This window comes from Pseudomonas sp. OVF7, assembly GCF_030644265.1.
Taxonomy (GTDB): Bacteria; Pseudomonadota; Gammaproteobacteria; order Pseudomonadales; family Pseudomonadaceae; genus Aquipseudomonas; species Aquipseudomonas gorinensis.
This window is the reverse complement of the sequence record NZ_CP128996.1, coordinates 2310178-2328628: the sequence shown is the minus strand read 5'-3', so window position 1 is coordinate 2328628 and position 18451 is coordinate 2310178. Positions and strand designations below refer to the sequence as shown.

Annotated in this window: 16 protein-coding genes; 13 read left to right on the top strand and 3 right to left on the bottom strand. The window is 59.7% G+C overall.

The genetic code is table 11. The features are described from left to right. The 8 genes from QU606_RS10595 to QU606_RS10560 all read left to right on the top strand — a co-directional run bounded on the left by QU606_RS10595 (position 1) and on the right by QU606_RS10560 (position 7731). Positions 1 to 2604 (top strand): outer membrane usher protein, encoded by a 2604-nt coding sequence (locus QU606_RS10595; protein ID WP_024073649.1) that lies wholly within the window; start codon positions 1 to 3, stop codon positions 2602 to 2604. Further along, entirely contained in the window at positions 2601 to 3362 is a 762-nt protein-coding gene (locus tag QU606_RS10590) for a fimbria/pilus periplasmic chaperone (protein WP_304998369.1), read from the top strand. The genes QU606_RS10595 and QU606_RS10590 overlap by 4 nt, the downstream gene beginning before the upstream one ends. A 21-nt stretch (positions 3363 to 3383) precedes the next feature. Then, on the top strand, positions 3384 to 3959 hold the full coding sequence (locus QU606_RS10585; RefSeq protein ID WP_069075330.1) for a fimbrial protein: 576 nt from the start codon (positions 3384 to 3386) through the stop codon (positions 3957 to 3959). A gap of 10 nt (positions 3960 to 3969) precedes the next feature. Further along, positions 3970 to 4464 carry a fimbrial protein gene (locus QU606_RS10580; protein WP_102624606.1) on the top strand — a complete coding sequence of 165 codons (495 nt, stop codon included), beginning with the start codon at positions 3970 to 3972 and terminating at the stop codon, positions 4462 to 4464. Between the two features lie 13 nt (positions 4465 to 4477). After that, complete coding sequence (locus QU606_RS10575) at positions 4478 to 4957, top strand: fimbrial protein (RefSeq protein WP_024073653.1); 480 nt, start codon at positions 4478 to 4480, stop codon at positions 4955 to 4957. 11 nt (positions 4958 to 4968) lie between these two features. Next, a complete protein-coding gene (locus QU606_RS10570) occupies positions 4969 to 5517 on the top strand; it encodes a fimbrial protein (RefSeq protein WP_069075331.1) in 549 nt (182 codons plus the stop codon). A gap of 119 nt (positions 5518 to 5636) precedes the next feature. Next, positions 5637 to 6599 (top strand): fimbrial protein, encoded by a 963-nt coding sequence (locus QU606_RS10565; RefSeq protein WP_304998615.1) that lies wholly within the window; start codon positions 5637 to 5639, stop codon positions 6597 to 6599. Positions 6600 to 6765: 166 nt separating this feature from the next. After that, positions 6766 to 7731, top strand: a complete 966-nt coding sequence (locus QU606_RS10560; RefSeq protein WP_304998367.1) for a fimbrial protein — start codon at positions 6766 to 6768, stop codon at positions 7729 to 7731. A gap of 123 nt (positions 7732 to 7854) precedes the next feature. Here QU606_RS10560 and QU606_RS10555 read toward each other — a convergent pair whose 3' ends face one another. Together QU606_RS10555 and QU606_RS10550 are read right to left on the bottom strand one after the other, a co-directional pair. Then, the gene (locus tag QU606_RS10555; RefSeq protein WP_304998366.1) at positions 7855 to 8622 is read right to left on the bottom strand and encodes a siderophore-interacting protein; all 768 of its coding nucleotides are present in this window, start codon (positions 8620 to 8622) and stop codon (positions 7855 to 7857) included. Next, positions 8619 to 9170 (bottom strand): PadR family transcriptional regulator, encoded by a 552-nt coding sequence (locus QU606_RS10550; protein WP_069075334.1) that lies wholly within the window; start codon positions 9168 to 9170, stop codon positions 8619 to 8621. Before QU606_RS10550 ends, QU606_RS10555 begins: the two co-directional genes overlap by 4 nt. A gap of 458 nt (positions 9171 to 9628) precedes the next feature. On the opposite strand from QU606_RS10550, the gene QU606_RS10545 reads away from it, so the two are divergent. The 5 genes from QU606_RS10545 to QU606_RS10525 all read left to right on the top strand — a co-directional run bounded on the left by QU606_RS10545 (position 9629) and on the right by QU606_RS10525 (position 15335). Continuing rightward, positions 9629 to 10126, top strand: a complete 498-nt coding sequence (locus QU606_RS10545; protein WP_024073659.1) for a CS1 type fimbrial major subunit — start codon at positions 9629 to 9631, stop codon at positions 10124 to 10126. Positions 10127 to 10243: 117 nt separating this feature from the next. After that, the gene (locus QU606_RS10540) at positions 10244 to 12763 is read left to right on the top strand and encodes a CS1-pili formation C-terminal domain-containing protein (RefSeq protein ID WP_304998365.1); all 2520 of its coding nucleotides are present in this window, start codon (positions 10244 to 10246) and stop codon (positions 12761 to 12763) included. Positions 12764 to 12794: 31 nt separating this feature from the next. Further along, positions 12795 to 14048, top strand: a complete 1254-nt coding sequence (locus QU606_RS10535; protein WP_069075336.1) for a hypothetical protein — start codon at positions 12795 to 12797, stop codon at positions 14046 to 14048. 40 nt (positions 14049 to 14088) lie between these two features. After that, positions 14089 to 14847 (top strand): pilus assembly protein, encoded by a 759-nt coding sequence (locus QU606_RS10530; protein WP_069075337.1) that lies wholly within the window; start codon positions 14089 to 14091, stop codon positions 14845 to 14847. A 5-nt stretch (positions 14848 to 14852) separates the two neighbouring features. Then, the gene (locus QU606_RS10525) at positions 14853 to 15335 is read left to right on the top strand and encodes a CS1 type fimbrial major subunit (RefSeq protein ID WP_024073663.1); all 483 of its coding nucleotides are present in this window, start codon (positions 14853 to 14855) and stop codon (positions 15333 to 15335) included. Here QU606_RS10525 and QU606_RS10520 read toward each other — a convergent pair. After that, positions 15332 to 18409 (bottom strand): transglycosylase domain-containing protein, encoded by a 3078-nt coding sequence (locus QU606_RS10520; RefSeq protein ID WP_024073664.1) that lies wholly within the window; start codon positions 18407 to 18409, stop codon positions 15332 to 15334. The genes QU606_RS10525 and QU606_RS10520 overlap by 4 nt on opposite strands. Positions 18410 to 18451 lie beyond the last annotated feature (42 nt).

The following is an 18451-nucleotide window of genomic DNA, read 5'->3' as shown; positions in this document are numbered from 1 at the left end:
ATGTTGAATGCGTCGAAGATCAAAAATAACCTCCGCCCGAGTCTCTTTGGCGGGTTGATGTCCCTGGCAGGCACTGTAGTAGCGGCCGGTGATATCGAGTTCAATACCGATGTTCTTGATCTCAGTGATCGCACCAATATTGACTTGTCTCAGTTTGCGCGTAGCGGGTTTATTCTGCCGGGCACCTACTCGATGGTTGTACAGGTCAATAGCCAGCCTATCGCTGAGCAGTCGGTGGCGTTTTATCCCCCTGACGATGATCCCAAGGGCAGCCAGGCGTGCTTATCGCCCGATCTGGTGGGGCAACTGGGCCTCAAAGAGTCTGGCGCCGCCCCGCTGACGTGGTGGAAAGGCGGCGAATGCCTGGATATTCAGGGGCTGCCGGGCATGGAAGTCAGTGGCGATCTGGCGAGCTCCACGCTGAATATCAACCTGCCCCAAGCTTACCTTGAGTACAGCGCCATCAACTGGGATCCGCCCTCGCGTTGGGATGACGGGGTGCCGGGGTTGCTGGTTGACTACAACGTGACCGCACAATCCAACCACGAGAAGAATGACAGGGTTCGCCATAACGTCAGCGGTAACGGAACATTGGGGGCCAATGCCGGGGCTTGGCGTCTGAGGGCGGATTGGCAGGGACGTGTCGACAAAGACCGCGAGCGCGCGTCCAGCCAACCGAAGCTGGAGTGGAGTCGTTACTACGCGTATCGCGCCATTCCCGAGTTGAAGGCACGACTGGTGGTGGGGGAGGACTACCTGTATTCGGACCTGTTCGACAGCTTCCGCTTTACCGGTGCCGCGCTCAATTCGGATGAAAGCCAGCTACCGCCGAACTTGCGAGGTTATGCGCCTGAAGTGGTCGGCGTGGCCAAAACCAATGCAAAGGTCATCATCAGCCAGCAGGGGCGTGTGCTGTATGAAACGCTGGTGGCGGCAGGACCTTTCCGTATCCAGGACCTTCACGACGCAGTCAGCGGCAGGTTGGATGTGCGCGTGGAAGAGCAGGACGGTTCGGTACATACCTTTCAACTTGATACGGCAGGCGTTCCTTACCTGACGCGTCCGGGACACATTCGTTATAAGTTGGCGAGTGGACGCCCGTCCAATCTTCAGTACGGGGCCGATGGCAATTTCTTCGGCAGCGGCGAGTTTTCCTGGGGGATCAGCAACGGCTGGTCTCTGTATGGCGGCGGTATCACCGATAACAACTACCATGCGGTATCGGGCGGGGTCGGTCGTGACCTGTTGGCGTTCGGCGCCATATCGCTGGATGCGACTCAGTCCCACGCCCGTGTGTGGAACGAGACACTCTCCGGCAAATCGTACCGGCTTCAATACTCGAAGAACTTTGAGCAATACGACAGCCAGATCACCTTTGCCGGGTACCGCTTTTCCGAGAAAAACTATTTGAGCATGAGTGAATACCTTGATGCCCGTCATTACGGCAGGAATGGCGAGCGCGCGGGGCTCAATGAGTATGGGGAGTACAACGGAAGTTGGAAACCTATTGGCGGTAGCAAGGCACTTTATACCGCGACGATCAATAAGCAGTTTCGCGACTTGGGCGCGACTGTGTATGCCAGTTACAACAAACAGACTTATTGGTCGCGCCCGGCCACTCATCGCTGGAACTTGTCGGCGTCACGTTATTTTAATGTGGGGAGCGTCAAGAACATGAACATGTCCCTGAATATGTTCCGCACCCAGGAATATAACTATAAGGATAATGGCATGGCGCTGACGGTCAGCCTGCCATTGGGTCCCTCCGGCACGCTGTCGCTGGACGCTAACAGGATTGCCGGCAAGAACAACTTTTCAACGCGCTACAGTGATCGCCTCGATGAGCGTAACAGCTACCAGCTCAGCGCAAGCGACAACGCCGCCAGTGGCTACCTGAGCCATATTGGCGACCAGGCCGACATCGATCTCAGCGTCAGTACACAAGAAGGCAATAAAAGCAGCATCGGTATGTCCGCGCGCGGCGGCGGCACGCTCACGCCTTACGGTGCGGCCCTCCATCGTACCAACAGTACGGGAGGAACACGCCTGATGGTCGATACCGCCGGGGTACCCGATGTGCCTGTGCGGGGTTACGGCACGCCGACCCGTAGCAATGCGTTTGGCAAGGCGGTCATCTCCGATATCGGCAGCTATCAGCGTACGGCGGCCAGTATCGACCTGGAGCGTTTGCCCAACACGGTCGAAGCCACTCAGTCGGTCACGCAACTGACGCTCACCGAAGGAGCTATCGGTTATCGATCCCTGGACGTGATTTCCGGTGCAAAAGCCATGGCAGTGCTTCGCCTGCCTGATGGCAGTTCACCGCCCTTCGGCGCGACCGTGAAAAACACAAAGCAGCAAGACACCGGGATTGTGAACGACGGCGGCAATGTCTACCTCAGCGGTATTCAGGCCGGCGAGCAGATGACTGTCAGTTGGGCAGGGGCCGAGCGATGCGTCCTCACGCTCCCGGTCGTTCTACCGGCTGATGGCTTGACCGATGCCCTGCAACTGGGCTGCCGCATGGTCGCCGCTGATCAATCCTTGCCCGAACCCGCGGACCTGACCGGGAAGCACATCCATACGGAGAACACATCCTCATGATGCTGAATACGCGCCTCACACGCCAGGCTTTCACGCTGCTGGCCCTGGGCTTGAGCCAGAGCGCCCATGCCGCTGTCGGCCTGGATCGTACCCGAGTGATTTTTGATGGTGGCAAAGATGCCACCAGCGTGAACATCACCAATAACAACACGCAGCTGCCGTATCTGGCCCAGGGCTGGATCGAGGATGAAGAGGGCAAGAAAATCACCACGCCCCTGATCGTCCTGCCGCCGGTTCAACGTTTGGAGCCCGGCAAACAAAGCCAGGTGAAAGTTCAGGCGTTACCCGCGGCCAAGTCGCTGCCCCAGGATCGGGAGACGGTGTTCTACTTCAACCTGAGGGAGATTCCACCGCGCAGCGATAAAGCCAATACCCTGCAAATTGCGCTGCAGACCCGGATCAAACTGTTCTATCGACCGCAATCCATTGCGCCCAGCCAGCAAGACTTGTCCAACCCCTGGCAGGAAAAGCTGATCCTGACCCGCGCAGGCGAGCGTTATCAGGTCAACAACCCTACGCCTTACTACGTGACCCTCGTGGATGCACGCAGCACCAAGGACGGCAAAACCGTGCCGGGCTTCGAACCCGTGATGGTCCCGCCCAAAGGTTCGTTGGACCTGGGGCCAACGGCCCAGGTACTCGGCACGAGCCCTTACCTGACCTACGTGAATGATTACGGTGGCCGTCCGCTACTGGCCTTCACCTGCAGTGGCGACACTTGCAAAGTGAACGCGCACGCTTCAACGCCCAATGAGTAGGGCCTGCTGCCGGAGAACGTCATGAAGTCGCACACTGTGAAGGCCTTGGGTGGCCTGTTGCTGGCCTTTGTGGGGGGCGTGCACGCCGCGGATGATGTCGAAGGCATGAATGGAATGCTGAACATCTCCGGGGCCATGCATGAAACGCCCTGCAGCCTGGAGATGACATCACTGCATCAAACGATTGATCTGGGCGCTGTGTCGACCAGCCGGTTGCAACGCCCCGGCGATCAGGCCACTCCCGTGGCATTTCAACTGCGTTTTACCGACTGCCACCGCACCGCCGGCAGCATCCGCAGTGAACGGACGGGGAACCTGACATGGAGTGCCTTTCAACCCGTACTGTCGGTGGCGTTCCTCGCGCCCGCCGATGCCGATGACCCCCGGCTGGTCAAAGTGCAAGGTATCACCGGGATGGGGCTGCGGCTGACCGATGCACTGGGGCGTGACGTGCAGCTGGGGTCAAGGGGCGAACCTTTGTTCTTGCCCCTGGGCGGTAACACCCAGACCTGGCATGTACAGCCCACCCGCACTCCCGCGCCGCTGAGCAGCGGGGCATTCAGGGCCGTGGTGGATTTCAGGCTCAATTATGAGTAGGGGGAGAACGATGGCAACCGCAACCGGCCCGTGGGCCATTCTTATCGGTGCTGGGCTGCTATGGGCGCTTAGCCAGGGTGTGCAAGCTGACACCAGTTTGACCATCCGCGCGACCATCATCGCGCCGCCACCGTGTGTGATCAACAGCGGCAGTACGCTCAATGTGCCGTTTGGCAATGACCTGCTGACGTCGAGGATCGACGGCGTGAACTATCGCCGGAATGTGCCTTACACCGTCAGGTGCGACTCGCCCTTCAGCAACGCGTTGACGCTGGAGCTCAAGGGCACCGGGGCTGCGTTCGACAATCGTGTGCTCGTGACCCGCAAGGCGGACTTGGGGGTCAAGCTGTTCGTCAACGGCGCTGACTGGCCGCTGAATACCGCCGTGAACTTTACCTACCCCAACGTTCCGGTCGTGCAGGCGGTCCCCGTCAAACGCGCGGGCAGCAAACTGACGGGAGGGGCATTCGATGCGGCTGCCACTCTTGTGGTCGATTACCAATGAAGAGAAACGATCAATGACATGTTGGCAGCAGCGAGCGTTGCTCGCCTTGTGGTCGCTCGGCCTTTGCAGTGGTGCATCGGCCAACCTGACGTTCAGCGGAACGCTGAATGAGCCCCCGCCGTGCACGATTGATGCGGGCAACACGATTGAAGTCGATTTTGGCGATGTCGGAATAAAGCGGGTCGACGGGGTGAAATACCGCAGAGGGGTGGGTTACACCATCAGCTGTGGCGCCGACACGCTTCCCTGGCAACTGAAGCTGAGTGTCAACGGTACGGCAACGGCTTATGACCGCTCAGCGGTGCAGACCAGTGTGCCGGCGTTGGGCATTCGGATTTATCAGAACAACCTGCCATTTCAACTCAATACGCCATTGGATATCAGCCTGTCGTCACCGCCGGTATTGGAAGTGGTGCCTGTCAAACAGCCCGGCGCGACCCTGCTTCCCGCAAGGTTTGCCGCGGTGGCCACGCTATTGGCTGAATACGAGTAGGAGCTGAGTCCATGGGACATGAACGCGTTCATAGGGCTTGGCCATGTGCCGGGCTGGTATTACTGCTGACCTTGGGCCTGATGCCCCAGGGGCATGCGGCGGACAACCTGAGGTTCAAGGGCAATCTGGTTGAAGAGGCCTGCACGATCCGTCCGGGTGATGAGGCCATCACGCTGGAACTCTGGGACGTTACCAGCAAGCACCTTTATATCAACACACGTACACAGGGCAGGGGGTTCAAGCTGCACCTGGAGGACTGTGACACCACGATTGGCAACACGGTCACCATCACGTTCGGCGGCAGGGAAAACGCCGAGCTCCCCGGATTGTTCGCGCTGGATGGTGGAAGTGGTGCCTCCGGTATCGGGATCGGTTTAGAGACGCCGAGCAACAAGCCTTTGCCCCTGAACACCGTCAGTGACGAACACCGGCTGAGTAATGGCAGCAACGTGATTGAACTCAAGGCCTATGTGCAGGGCGAGCCTAAGGCCATCAGGGATCAAACCATCGGGCATGGTGCGTACCGGGTGACCTCGACTTTTACCCTGGACTATCCGTAGGTGTGAAGCGTCATTCAAGAGCTGAAAACGACCTTGGGCAAACTTCAAATCTCTGCTGGACAGTTCTGATGGGCGAACTGTCAGGCGGTGTCTGGGTAGAAGCGCAACGAGATATCGAAATGAAACAGCTATATAGTGCCATTGTACTTCTCGTCCTGATGACCGGGGCTACTGCCGTGAGGGCCGCTGATTGCCGGGTGAATGGCGGACCGTGGATAGGGATAGACGGGACTCTCCCCCTGCAGGTCCCCGTCACCGTTCGATTGGGCTCGGACACTACCCGTATTATCCTTGAAGGTGTGAGGTTGGAGTGTCGATTCACGCCCGGTCAGCCTCAACCTGGGCGAACGGATTATTGGTCAACGTCGGCACAAGCAGGGCCCCCCTGGACACCCGGCCCAAAATTCATCAACCAAGGCACCGGCTTACGAATAAACGGTGCGTACTACAACACCCCTGTCCCCTATAACATTCGGGTGTCGACCTTGCCCAATAACGGGGCGGCTTATCCCATCGATGTAACGCCCTATATTTTGATACGAAACAACCCGACTAACCCTATCGACGTTCGCATAGGGGATGTCCTTGGAACGTTGCGACTTCTCCAGACAAACAATTATGACTCTGCGTGGAGGGGGCTCTCGGTCACGTACACCGCCGCCAACAACTTCTCAATCTCCCCATCCACCTGCACGATCAACAATAACAATCCAATCGACATAGACTTCGGCAACGTCCACCAGCGCGCAATCGGCACCGACCCACTGACAACCACCATTCGCAGGGACCGCCGGCTCACCTACTCATGCCCGGATGGCGGCATCAACACACCGATCACCATCAGCTACAAAGGCACCCCATCGGCGTTTGATACACGGCTCCTCAGGATGAGCAATCCGGACGTGGGCACTGCCCTGGTTCGTGGCGGTTCTGCGGTGCAGGTCGGCGGTTCGTTCCTGACCCGTATTACCAACAGCGGGGGCGGTGACGATGTGACGTTTACGCTCGTTCGGCGAGCCGGGTCGCTGCCTGCCGCTGGAGCCATAAGTGGCACCGGCGTACTCGTGATGGGGGTGCCGTGAGCCACGATGAGGTCAGGTGTTTTTACGCTTGGCTTGCGCACTTGTGAGCCTTCATTCATAGGCTGAAAACAGCCTTCGTCAAACTTCAAATCCCTTCCGGGCTGCTTAAAGCCCGGACAGATGTTCCATGGACGGCGTTTGAGTATAGAAACAACGAGAGGTCAAAATGAAACGACTCTGTGGAACTACGGTGCTCCTTATGTTTATGGCGGGGGCTACCAGCGTGAAGGCTGCTGAATGCCGTGTGAATGGCGGATCGTGGCGGGTGATAGACGGGGAACTCCCCCTGCAGGTCCCGGTTACAGTTACCCTGGCCGCAGATCGTACGAGGATCATGTTGGAAGGTGCACGGCTTGAATGCAGATTTTCCCGAGGCTCGCAAAGCCCGTCTTCACGACAGGACTACTGGTCAACGGGCAGTTCAACGGGGACGCCCTGGATACCGGGCATCAAATTCAGCGGCGAAGGGGCCGGTTTACGAATCAATGGAGCGTACCGAAATATCCCTATCCCGAATGGAATACGGGTCACTACGCTGCCTGACAACATTACGGGTTATCCGATCGATATCACGCCTTATATTCTGGTGCGCAACAGTCCGTCCAATCCGCTCGATATTCGAATAGGCGATAATCTCGGACGCCTGCATCTCACTGTCACCAATAACTACAACTCAAGCACAGGCAGGATCAACATTACGTACAACGCTGCCAACAACTTCACCGTCTCCCCATCCACGTGCACGATCAACAATAACAATCCAATCGACATAGACTTCGGCAACGTCCACCAGCGCGCAATCGGCACCGACCCACTGACAACCACCATTCGCAGAGACCGTCGGCTCACCTATTCATGCCCGGATGGCGGCATCAACACACCGATCACCATCAGCTACAAAGGCACCCCATCGGCGTTTGATACACGGCTTCTCAGGATGACCAATGCGGACGTGGGCACTGCCCTGGTTCGTGGCGGTTCTGCGGTGCAAGTCGGTGGTTCGTTCCTGACCCGTATTACCAACAGCGTGGGCGGGGACGATGTGACGTTTACGCTCGTTCGGCGGGCCGGGTCGCTGCCTGCCGCTGGAGCCATCAGTGGCAGCGGCGTACTCGTGATGGGGGTGCCGTGATCCACGGCAAGGCCAAAGCCACCGGTGACCCACGCCGGTAGCTTTGGCATTCCGTTCCGTGAATGCCGCAGGGGCACATCGACGGTGATGGGGCATGAAACGTTATCGAGCCTCACCCTTGCTTCACACTTCGTCGCTGCCGTCGGCGCGCCAATAACCGACCGCCTTGAGGTACGCCTCATCGACGTGATGCGTGTCCAGCAGCACCCGACGTACCTGGCGCGACAGCTTGGTTTCGGTCGCGACAAAACTGTACAGCGAGCCGCCCGGCAGGGTCAGGTTGCGCACCGTATCGAGCAGGTCATCCTGGCCGCGTATCACCCAAATCACCTCCACATCGGCAGCACTGTGCAACGCTTGTTGTTCTGCAGTGTTGTCGATTTCGATTACCGCCAGCACCTTGCGGCCCGCCGGCAATTCTTCCAGGCGCCTTGCGATAGCCGGGATCGCGGTTTCATCACCGATCAACAAGTAGCTGTCGAAGATATCCGGCACGATCAACGAACCCCGTGGCCCGCCGATGTACAGGTGCTGGCCGACCTGTACCTGCTCGGCCCAAGTGGACGCCGGGCCATCGCCGTGCAGCACGAAGTCGATATCCAGCTCGCCGATGCTCGAGTCAAAACGCCGGGGCGTGTAGTCGCGCATGGCCGGTTGCGGGCCATCGCCCTTGACGTTGAAAGTGGGACTTTCCAGCGCGGCTTGTTCGGCGGCGTTCTGCGGGAACAGCAGCTTGATATGGTCATCGGCGCCCAGGCTCACAAAACCTGCCAGCTCAGGCCCGCCCAGGGTGATGCGCCGCATGCGCGGGGTGATATCCACCACCCGCAACACTTGCAGGCGACGGCGTTTGATTTCGTGGCTGACGCGATGGATGGTTTGCGTATTCATTGGTTTTTTCCGTCTGCGATGGCTTGAGCGGTACCGTTGAGCAGTGCCGCGACACGTACGATTTCTTCCGGGGTCCAGCGCCCGTGGTGCAGTTGCAAGGCGTGGCGCAGGTTGTGCACCGCTTCGTGGATCTGTGCCGGTCGATCATGGCCGCGCAGCGAACGCTTGCTCACATCAATGCGCATGCGCACGCCCTCCAGCGCCACGGCCTGCTCACTTAAAGAAAGACGACCGGCGTCGGTGATGGTGTAGCGTTTTTTTCCACCTTCGGCGTCGCCGCTGACCAGCTCGCTTTCTTCAAGGAAGGTCAGGGTCGGGTAGATCACGCCTGGGCTGGGGCTGTAGGCGCCGTCGAACATGGTTTCGATCTGGCGGATCAGGTCATAGCCATGGCACGGCTGCTCGGCGATCAGGGCCAGCAGCAGCAGTTTCAAGTCGCCGGGGGCGAAGACGCGGGGGCCACGTCCGCCGCGTTCGCGGCCGGGGCGTTTCTCGAAGCCGTCACCGTGCTCATGGGGTTCGCGGTGGTGGGGGTGATGCTCTCTCATGGGGATACCCTCTGTTGTCTTAAGATACAACGTAAGATATATCTTTAGCCCGTGCAAGCCTTCGCGACCGACGGTTCACGCTTGCACGGCCAGCGTTGGCATTCTGGGCTAAAAGTTATTATTAGAGTCATTATTCAGGTCGTTGACCCGGTTGAATAAGTTAATGCTTTTTGGCTTAATATCGTAATTCTTGTATTGTAAGTTTCTCCAGTTTGCCCACATGTACTTAGCAAGTAGTCTTGTTCCTACAGTTGAGTTTTAAGTTTTGGCTAAGTGCCATGTTTTTTTCTCGAGTGGCGTCTGGCTTGGGCTACGCCTTCATGGGAAGTAGACTGCTTACTTGTGTTTCAACTCCGTGGATGATCTTCTCTCCCCAACTAATGCTCTTGGGGGAATATGCCGATTTCAAAAAAACATTTGATGTTGGTAGTCCTAATTTGAATAACAGGTAACTTGCTATGTTCAAGAAGTTTGCACTTTCCGTTCCTCTGGCTGTTATGGCGATGAGTGCTTCAGTCACCTTCGCGGCGGGCGAGGCGAGCCATACCGTCACCCTCAAGGCCAACATCCCGACGACCGTGTTCCACGTTCAGCCACGTGACCCCAACTGGGGCCGCGACGAAACCATGAACTACAACCTGGTGAGCGGTGAGCTGGCGCCGCTGAGCGCTATTTACGACATGCGTAATACCAACGGTTCCATCCATGCCTACATCGAAGGTGGCCCGGCCGTGCTGTTCAACGGTGATACCACCCAGAACATCCCGCTGACCACGACCCTGAACGGCGTCACCCTCACCGGCACCCCCCAGGAAGTGGTCAATGATGCCGACTCCACACCGGGCATCGGCGCTGAGTTGCGTATTGCAGCAGCCAAGCCTGGCGCCAGCCAGCGTGGTGCCTACACCAGCGTCATGCCATTGGTGTTTGACGCGGTACTGCCTGTAGGCCCTTGAAGGTGACGGGGCCTGCTGAGTTCCGTGCTCGCAGGTGATGGTTTACAGGTCGGCCGATATTCCCCGGTCTGGCCGGCCTGTTTTTGCCTTGCAATCTGGTAATTAGAGTATCCGTCCATGTTCCCGATGACACCCATCGCGGTTGCCCTTGCGCTATTGATTTGCACGGGCGCCTTGGCGGCGCCGGCCACGCCCGCCATGGTGCCCGGCAGTCTGGTCGCCCAGGCCCAAGGCTTGCCAGCGGGTTTTACCGAGCATTTTTTTGAGGTTCCGCTGGCGGTACGCGTGGAGCTTGATCAGCAACTGTTGGGCGAGGCGTTGATCGTTCTGTCTAAAGACGATCGCGTGACACTGCTTGAGTTTACCGACACGCAGGGCAGCCCGGTGGCCGCGGCAACTCGTGACACCTGGCAAGCGATTCTGGAACAAGGCATTGCCTTGGGCGCATGCACTCAGTCATGCCCGCAGCAACTGGTGTCGGCGTTCTACAGCCTGGAAAGCTCCCAGCTGTCGATCATTACCCAAAACGTGGAGCGCGATGGGACAGCCCCGCGCTTTTACGAACTGCCCGTGGATGGCAGTCGGGGTTTGATACTCAACAACCAGCTCAACCTCAATGGCGGGCAGAGCCAGGATCTCGGTGGGCGCTACGGCCTGCAGGCCAGTTCCAGCCTGGGCAACTGGACCCAGATGTTCAACCTGCAAGTGGCACGTCAGAGCGGCGACGAAGAGCACCTGCGCCATGCCATCCATGAGCTATATACCCAGCGTGAGCTGGAAGGGCGCTTCCTGCGCCTGGGCCACTTCACACCCAATTCCGATGGGCTTACCCGCCAGTTGCGCACCTTCGGCGCCAGTCCGGACACCGCGCTGGGCGTGATGTATGGCAGTTCCGACAGCCTGGCCATCAACAGCGCCAGGCCCAGCGTTTACCCGATCTACGTCACCGCGAACCGCCAGGCGGCCGTCGAGATTTATCGTAATGGCCTGTTGATCAATACCCAGGCGGTGGCCGCCGGTTTGCAGACGCTGGATACGCGGCCTTTACCGGGCGGGATATATGAGGTGGAGGTCCGCATGATCGAAGACGGCTTGACCGTCGGCACCACCCAAGAGCTGGTCTATAAGCCGAGTAATTGGCGCAACGTCGAAGACCGTTGGCGCTATAACGTCTTTGCCGGGCGCGAAACCAAACTGTTCAGCAATTGGGACGACCAGGCCTCGGGTGCGCTGACCACGGGCGCGTCGGTCAACTACCTGCTGCATCCACGGGTCATTCTCGGGTTGTCGGCTCGCGAGGTGCGTGAGCAATTGCAATACGGTGGTTCGATAGACTGGACCCTCTCCAACTACTCCAGCGTCTATGCGAACCTCTACAAAACCCAGGACCATGGCACGGGGCTGGACTTGCAGGGCCTGTATACCTTCGGCGCCACCAACCTGGTGTTCAGCCACAATCGCAGCTGGCTGGATACCCGCGATACCTTCGAAACCCTGCCGGACGGCACGCGTTTACGGCGCAACACCTTCGTCGGTGAGGCCAGTAATACGGCGCTGTCGGTGAACCACCGTGTCGATGAAAAAAACACGCTGAATGTGCGCATGGCCTACAGCGAAGGCAACGTCGAAGGCGCCGGCCTGGACCTGGGCTGGAGTCGCCGCGACACACTGCTGGGCAGTGATGCCAACTGGCGCTTAGCGGTATTTGATCGTCCTGGTTCCAGTGCCACGAACGAACAGCGCAACCGGGGGGTGGATATCACCCTGAGCCTGGCGCTGGGCAGCGATGGCCGGCAGATTTCCGGCAGCGTCGGTACCCGCACGGCCCGCGACGGTGGGCGGGATAACAACGCGTCGGTCACCGTCCGGCAGGACCTCACCGATCATGTGCTGCAGAGCGTGTCCGCCACCGCCATCACCGACACCTATGGTGTGGGCCTTTCAGGCATGGCCAGTTTCAGTACCGAGTCAATCGGCGGCGATGGTTTTATCCAGCGCAGCTCCTTCAATGATGAGCTCACCGGTGGCCTGAACCTGAACAGCACCCTTGTGGCCGGTGCCGGCAAAATGGTGTTGAGCAATCAATACCAGGGCAACGGTGCGGGCATGATCGTCGATGTCGAAACCGACCTGGACGATATTGCCATACGGGCCGATGACCTGAACGGTGGCGGCACGCTTCTGCGTCCAGGGCGTAACTACATGCCGGTATCCGCCTACCGAAGCAGCAGCCTGAGTTTCGATTTCGAGGGCAACCACCCACCGGCGGCCAATATCCAACCGGCGCGCTCCGCTTATCACTTGAACAAGGGCGGCGTGGATTACCGCAAAGTCACGGTGATGAAAACCGTCAGCGTGTTGGGTCGCCTGTTGGACGCCCACGGCACGCCGCTCAAGGGGCATCAGGTGATCAACCACGCCAGCCGAGGCGTCAGCGAAGTGGACGGGTTTTTCTCCATGGAAATGACCACCAGCGCGCCGACCCTGGAAGTGCGTTACCAGAGCCAGTTGTTATGCCGGTTCCGCCTGGACCCGAATAACACTCCTGCCGAAAACGATGTGTTGATGATCGGTGACCTGCGTTGCACGCCCGATTCACTTGCCGACGCCACTCTTCAGGGCGCAACCGCCGGTTGATGGCGACCCAGACACTGCCAGTGGAATTTCTATGAGCCTATTCACAACCCTGAAAAAAACCTCAGCGCCGAGTGCATTGGCGCTGGCCCTGGTGTTTTCAAGCCCATTGGCGCTCGCCTTCGTCGAAGAGGTGACGGCGGTGTTTCGTCCGGATCCCTCCAACCCGATGAGCAACAAGTTTAAAAACACCACCCCGGAAGGCGGCGTGTGCGCCTGGCATCCCCCGGCCATTCCCAAATGCAGGGCGTTAAACATTTTCGGCATCCGCAATACTGGCTTTAGCGCCAGTTCCAGTGGGCCGATTCTGGCCAATCCCACCGATCCACGTCAGGGCGCCTATTTCAAAGTGCCTTCCGAATGGCGTGATCTGCAAGTGACCCATGTGGGTACCGGCGAGGTGGAAACCGTACAGATGCGTATCGCCGGTGTCGGCGCGCGCTGGAATCTGCCACGTCCGCCGGGTGTGTCCGCGTTTATGACGGCCGAGACGCCCGGTTGGTCCACTTACTGGTATGGCGCCCCGGAGCCGTGCCAGCCGATCAACTATTTGGCAGCAGGCAACAACTTTGCGTTGTTTTTCTGGATCGTGCCGGAGGGCGCGGGGGCTTGCAGCGTAAAAAACGGCACCGAAATTCCGTGGTTCACCTATTCGCACCTGGAGTACGCCTACGAACTCAAGACCCCCAACCCGCTGACGATGAATACGGGGGAGTACCGTGGTTCACTCACCTATTCCATGGGGCCGGGTGGGGATTTTGACTTCGGCGACATCATGAAACCCGGCGACACAGTCGCCACCTTCAACTTCACCCTGAGCGTTGAGCACCAACTCAAAGTCGATATTCCGCCGGGAGGCAACCGTATCGAACTGTTGCCCCAGGGCGGCTGGCAAGCCTGGCTCAATGCTGGCCGCCGGCCGGACAGGCTGTACCGGGACCAGACGTTCCGCCTGTCGGCGTCCTCGCGTTTCAAAATGCAGATGGAGTGCTCGCTGGTAATCGGCAACACCTGCGGCCTGCGTAACGGCAATGGCGATGAAGTGCCCTTGCAGGTTGCCGTGAGCCTGCCCTATGGCCTGCAGGATGGTCACGACCAAGCGGTGAACAAACGGCCATTGCGCCTGGATGGCAGCGGCACCGAACTGTTCCAGCCGCTGCAGTACGTCAACGATCGGCCCGCCACTCTGCATTTTGAAGTGGACCGGGCGAATGTGAGCCAGATGCTTGAACATCCCGGCACCACCTATTCGGGTGTCGTCACCGTGATTTGGGATTCCCAGGTGTAGGGCCGTTATTCCTACAGTCCATTTATGAGGCGTCGTTGAAATGAAGCATGCAGTGTTGTGGATCGGTGTGTTGCTGTTGTCCGTCAAGGCCCATGCGGGGCCGATGATCAATGTCGGGGTGGTGTATGACTATCTGGAGGCGGATCGCAGTTCCTTTCTCAAGCGGGTATTCAATGGGGGAACCAGCACCGCGTTCGTGAAGGTGGATGTGCTGGAAATCCTCTACAACGCCGATGGCACTTCCCAGGAAGTCGCCCTCCCGTCCCTGGCCGATGCTCGGGGCAACACCACTGGGCGCGATGGCTTGATGGCCAGCCCTGCGCGGTTGATCGTGCCCGCCGGTGGCCGCCAGGGCACCCGGCTGTTGTATCGGGGGGAGCGGGATAAGGAGCGTTACTTTCGGGTGCGGTTCATTCCGGTGGTCCCCCAAAAGGAAGACGATTTTGCTGTGACCGAGCAGGAACGCGACGACTATAAAAACAACCTGGCGGCGGGCGTGAACGTGATGGCGGGTTATGGCACGGTGTTTTTCGTGCGCCCCAAACAGACGCGTTTCGACACGCAGGTCGACGAGACCGCCAGCGAGTACCGGTTGCACAACGCAGGCAACAGCGTGGTGGTGCTGGACGAATTTCGCGACTGCGCCATCGCTCGGGCCAGCGATTGCGCGCCCACCACCAAGCACCACATTCTGCCTGGCCGGCGCTTGACGTTCGAAAAGAAACCCGATCGCCAATACAGCTTTCAAATGATTGAAGGGCAGCAGAAACGGTCGATGACGGTCAAGGTTAATGGGTGAATACGATGCTCAAGCAACTGACAACCCTTGTCCTTCTGACCTTGCCGACAGTCCCCGTGGCGTGGGCGTCTTTTATTCAGGAACGCCATAGCTTCGACGTGTCGGTAACCATTCCGGTGCGCGACGCTTATGTGCTGCCCTCGGAGTCCAACTGGATGGGCCAGGAGCAAGAGCTGGCCTGGAACCTGGTCACCTCGCAGCTCAGCCGCTTGCGCAAGCACTTCGACGTCAAGAACCTCAGTGGCGGTGTGGCCGCACGGTTGCTGGATACGCCCTATCTGCACAGCGGGCGACACCGTATCGACCTGCAGGTGATGTTCAATCAGGTTCCGCTGACGCTGGACAGCACCGAAGTGGTCGGCGCCGAGGTGGCCAGGACAGGCACGCGCGCCGAGCTGGAGATCGCGGCGATACAGCCCGACGACGGTTACCAGGGCGGCAGCTATTACGGCACCGTACACCTGATGTTCGACTTCCTGGCGCCTTAGGGCGTGTGCCCACCCGGTTGCAAATAGGGCATCAGGATCGGCGCCATGCCCTTGAGCACCTGCACGGGCAGCGCCGAGGTAAACGTGAAGTGCTGCGCCGAAGCGCCGGGCACAAAGGCGGTGAGGGTGCCGAAGTGATGCTCACCGATGTAAAACACAAAGGTCGCGGTGCGGTTGATGGATTTTGAGCTCAGGATCCGCCCGCCGCTGCCCATGGCTTCGATACGGTTATCGCCGGTACCGGTCTTGCCGCCCATGGCCAGCGGCGTGCCGTCGGCCAGGGTGAAACTGCCGGCCACGCGCTTGGCCGTGCCGGCGTCCACCACTTGTGACAACGCGCCGCGCAAGGCGGTGGCCACTTCACTGGGCATTACGCGCTTGCCACGGTTCGGGTCGTTGACCACGTAGGTTTCATACGGCGTGCCCTCGGCAAAGCGCAGGCTGTCGATACGCAGCACCGGCAGGCGTACGCCGTCGTTGAGGATGATGCCCATCAGTTCGGCGAGGGCGGCGGGGCGGTCGCCGGAGCTGCCGATGGCGGTGGCCAGCGATGGCACCAGGTGGTCGAACGGATAACCCACGGCCCGCCAGCGCTCATGTATCTCCAGGAACGCTTCGATTTCCAGCATGGTGCGGATGCGGCTGTCCCGCGCGCTTTGGTGCCGGCTCTTGAACAGCCAGCTATAGACTTCCTGGCGCTCGAATTCGCTGGCCTTGACGATCTCGCTGAAGGTCGCGTCCGGGTGGTTGAGCAGGTAGCCCAGCAGCCACAGGTCCAGCGGGTGCACCTTGGCGATGTAGCCTTGGTCCGGCAGATCGTAGGCGCCGGGGCCGTAGCTTTGGTAGAGCGTGGCCAGGCGTTCGTCGGTGAGCTTGTCGGTGGTCTTGATGCTTTTCAGGTGTGCGCGCACGAAGCTGTTGAAGCTTTCCTGGCTGGCCTGGGGCATCAGGTAGCGGTGCACGGCGGCCAGGCGGATCGCGGTGGGGTGCAGGCTGTCCATGAAGGTGTCAAGGCGCGACTGGGTGTCTTTGTTGCGGTACTTTTTCCAGAACTTGAGCAGGAACGCCGTACCTTCGTGGTCGGCGAACCTGGCCAGGTATTCCTGGCGGCGCGGGTCGTTGTCGTCTTTGAGCAAGCGCGCGCTGTTATCTTCGCCGGAGTAGGTGGTGTAGCGCACCAGGTCGCGCATCAGGCGAATGAAGGGCAGGTTGATCGACTCGCGCAGGGCATCGCGCAGGGTCGGGGTGCGGCCGTTGTCTTCGTTGCGAAAGTTATGGAAACGGTGCAGGCCGCCACCGGTGAAGAACGCCTCGCCGGGGTTGGCCGAATAGGTACGGTCGAGGGCGGCGTCGAGCATTTTCGACAGGTCGCGGTCGGTGTTGCGGATCAGGTAGTCCAGGGCCCAGCGGGAGAGTGGGTCTTGCTCGGGGACCGTGACTTTTTTCAACTCGGCGGGTGTCTGTGCGCGGTAGCGATCATGCAGTTCGGTGATAATTTGCAGGTAAGTGGTCAGCACCCGCAGCTTGGCGGTGGAGCCCAACTCCAGCTTGCTGCCTTCGTTGATGTCGAACGGTTGATCGGTGTTGTCGGTTTGCACCCGCACGCGCGCGCCATCGGGTGTCAGTTCGAACAGGGTGAAGCTGTAGCGCACCTGGGGCGTACTTTGCGGGGTGAGCAAACGCGGGCCGAGCAGGCCCGTTTGCCCGGCGAATACCGGGTCGGCCAAGTGCTTGAGGTAGTCGGTGGCCTGGGTTTGCAGGGCGTAGTCAAGGGTGCTGGAGGCGGCCAGGTCAAGGCGGTCGAGGTCATACAGCGGGCGGTTGAGCAAGGTGGCGAGACGGCTGCGAGCGACGTTGATCGCTTTGTTGGTCTCGACCGGTTGGATCGTCGGTTGCTGCTGCCAGTCGCGATAGGTGACGTGGCTGGCGAGGGCGGCCTTGGCCAGCGCCGGATCGATCACGTTGTTCTGCGCCAGCAGGCGGATATGGCTGTCGGTCAGTTGCGCCAGCTCCTCGCGGCCCTTGGTCAAATAATGCGAGGGTCGACGCTGGGCGATCATCAGCGACAGTACCTGGCGCAGCGCCAAGCCTTTTTTGGCCAGGTCTTGCGGTGCGTTGCCGGCCAGCAGGGCATTGACCTGGTTGAAGTCGGCGCCGTACCACACCCGCAGGCCTTCGGCCATGCCATGTACTTCGCCATGGCCCGGCACGGCCGACAGCGGCACGCTGTTGAGGTAGTCGCGCACGATATTCTGCCGGCTGCCCAGGGTGTTTGGCCCTGGCTGATAGGCGCGGACACTGGCGGAAATCATCTGGCGGATTTTTTCGCCGCCCGACAACGTCAGGCCATCGGGTGAATGACGATACTTTTCCAGTTGCGTGGCCAAGGTGCTCCCCCCCGCGGTTTGCCCAGGCAAATGCAGGAGTTTGGCCACCTGCGACCAGGCGGCCTTGGCGAAACGCGGCCAGTCCACCGCCGGGTTGGCCAGGGGTTGCCGGGGATCGAGCAGGTCACGGTCCTCGATAAACAACAGCGCTTGCACCACCAGCGGCGGGACCGCGGCGAAGCTGGGGTAGAGCTGTTGCGGGTAGGTGAAGGCGTACAGCGGCGTGCCGCGACAGTCAGTGATGCTCAGGCCGGCCTGGACTTTTTCCGCGTAGGGTACGAACAGCCCGTGTCGGGCGTAGTCCATTAACGCCGGGGAAAAACGCGCCTGCGCCTGGACCAGGTAATTGTGCTTGAGCAGGCGCGGTAGGAATTCATCGAGGGCGCTGTAACCCAGGCGCCGGTCAAACGGCCCGTCCCCCGGATAAACAACCGCATCGCTGGGGCCGGGCTCCACGCGATAGGTCAGCGATGCCGCAAACGAACTCAGGTATTCGGCTTGCAGGCGCGAGGTGCGCATTTCCTGGTTGGCGGCCCAGGCCAGGGCCACCAGCGCGAGCAGCAGTACCAGCCATGCCACTCGCCACCACATGCTGTGCAAGCGGGGGCTTCGTGGCAATGGCGGTTGATCCGCGCTGTCGGCGTGTGCCACAGCGGGTTTCGAATCGGTTTGCCATAAAGCGCCCATAGTCGATTGATCCATTCACGCAGATTGATCGGACTTGGTTGA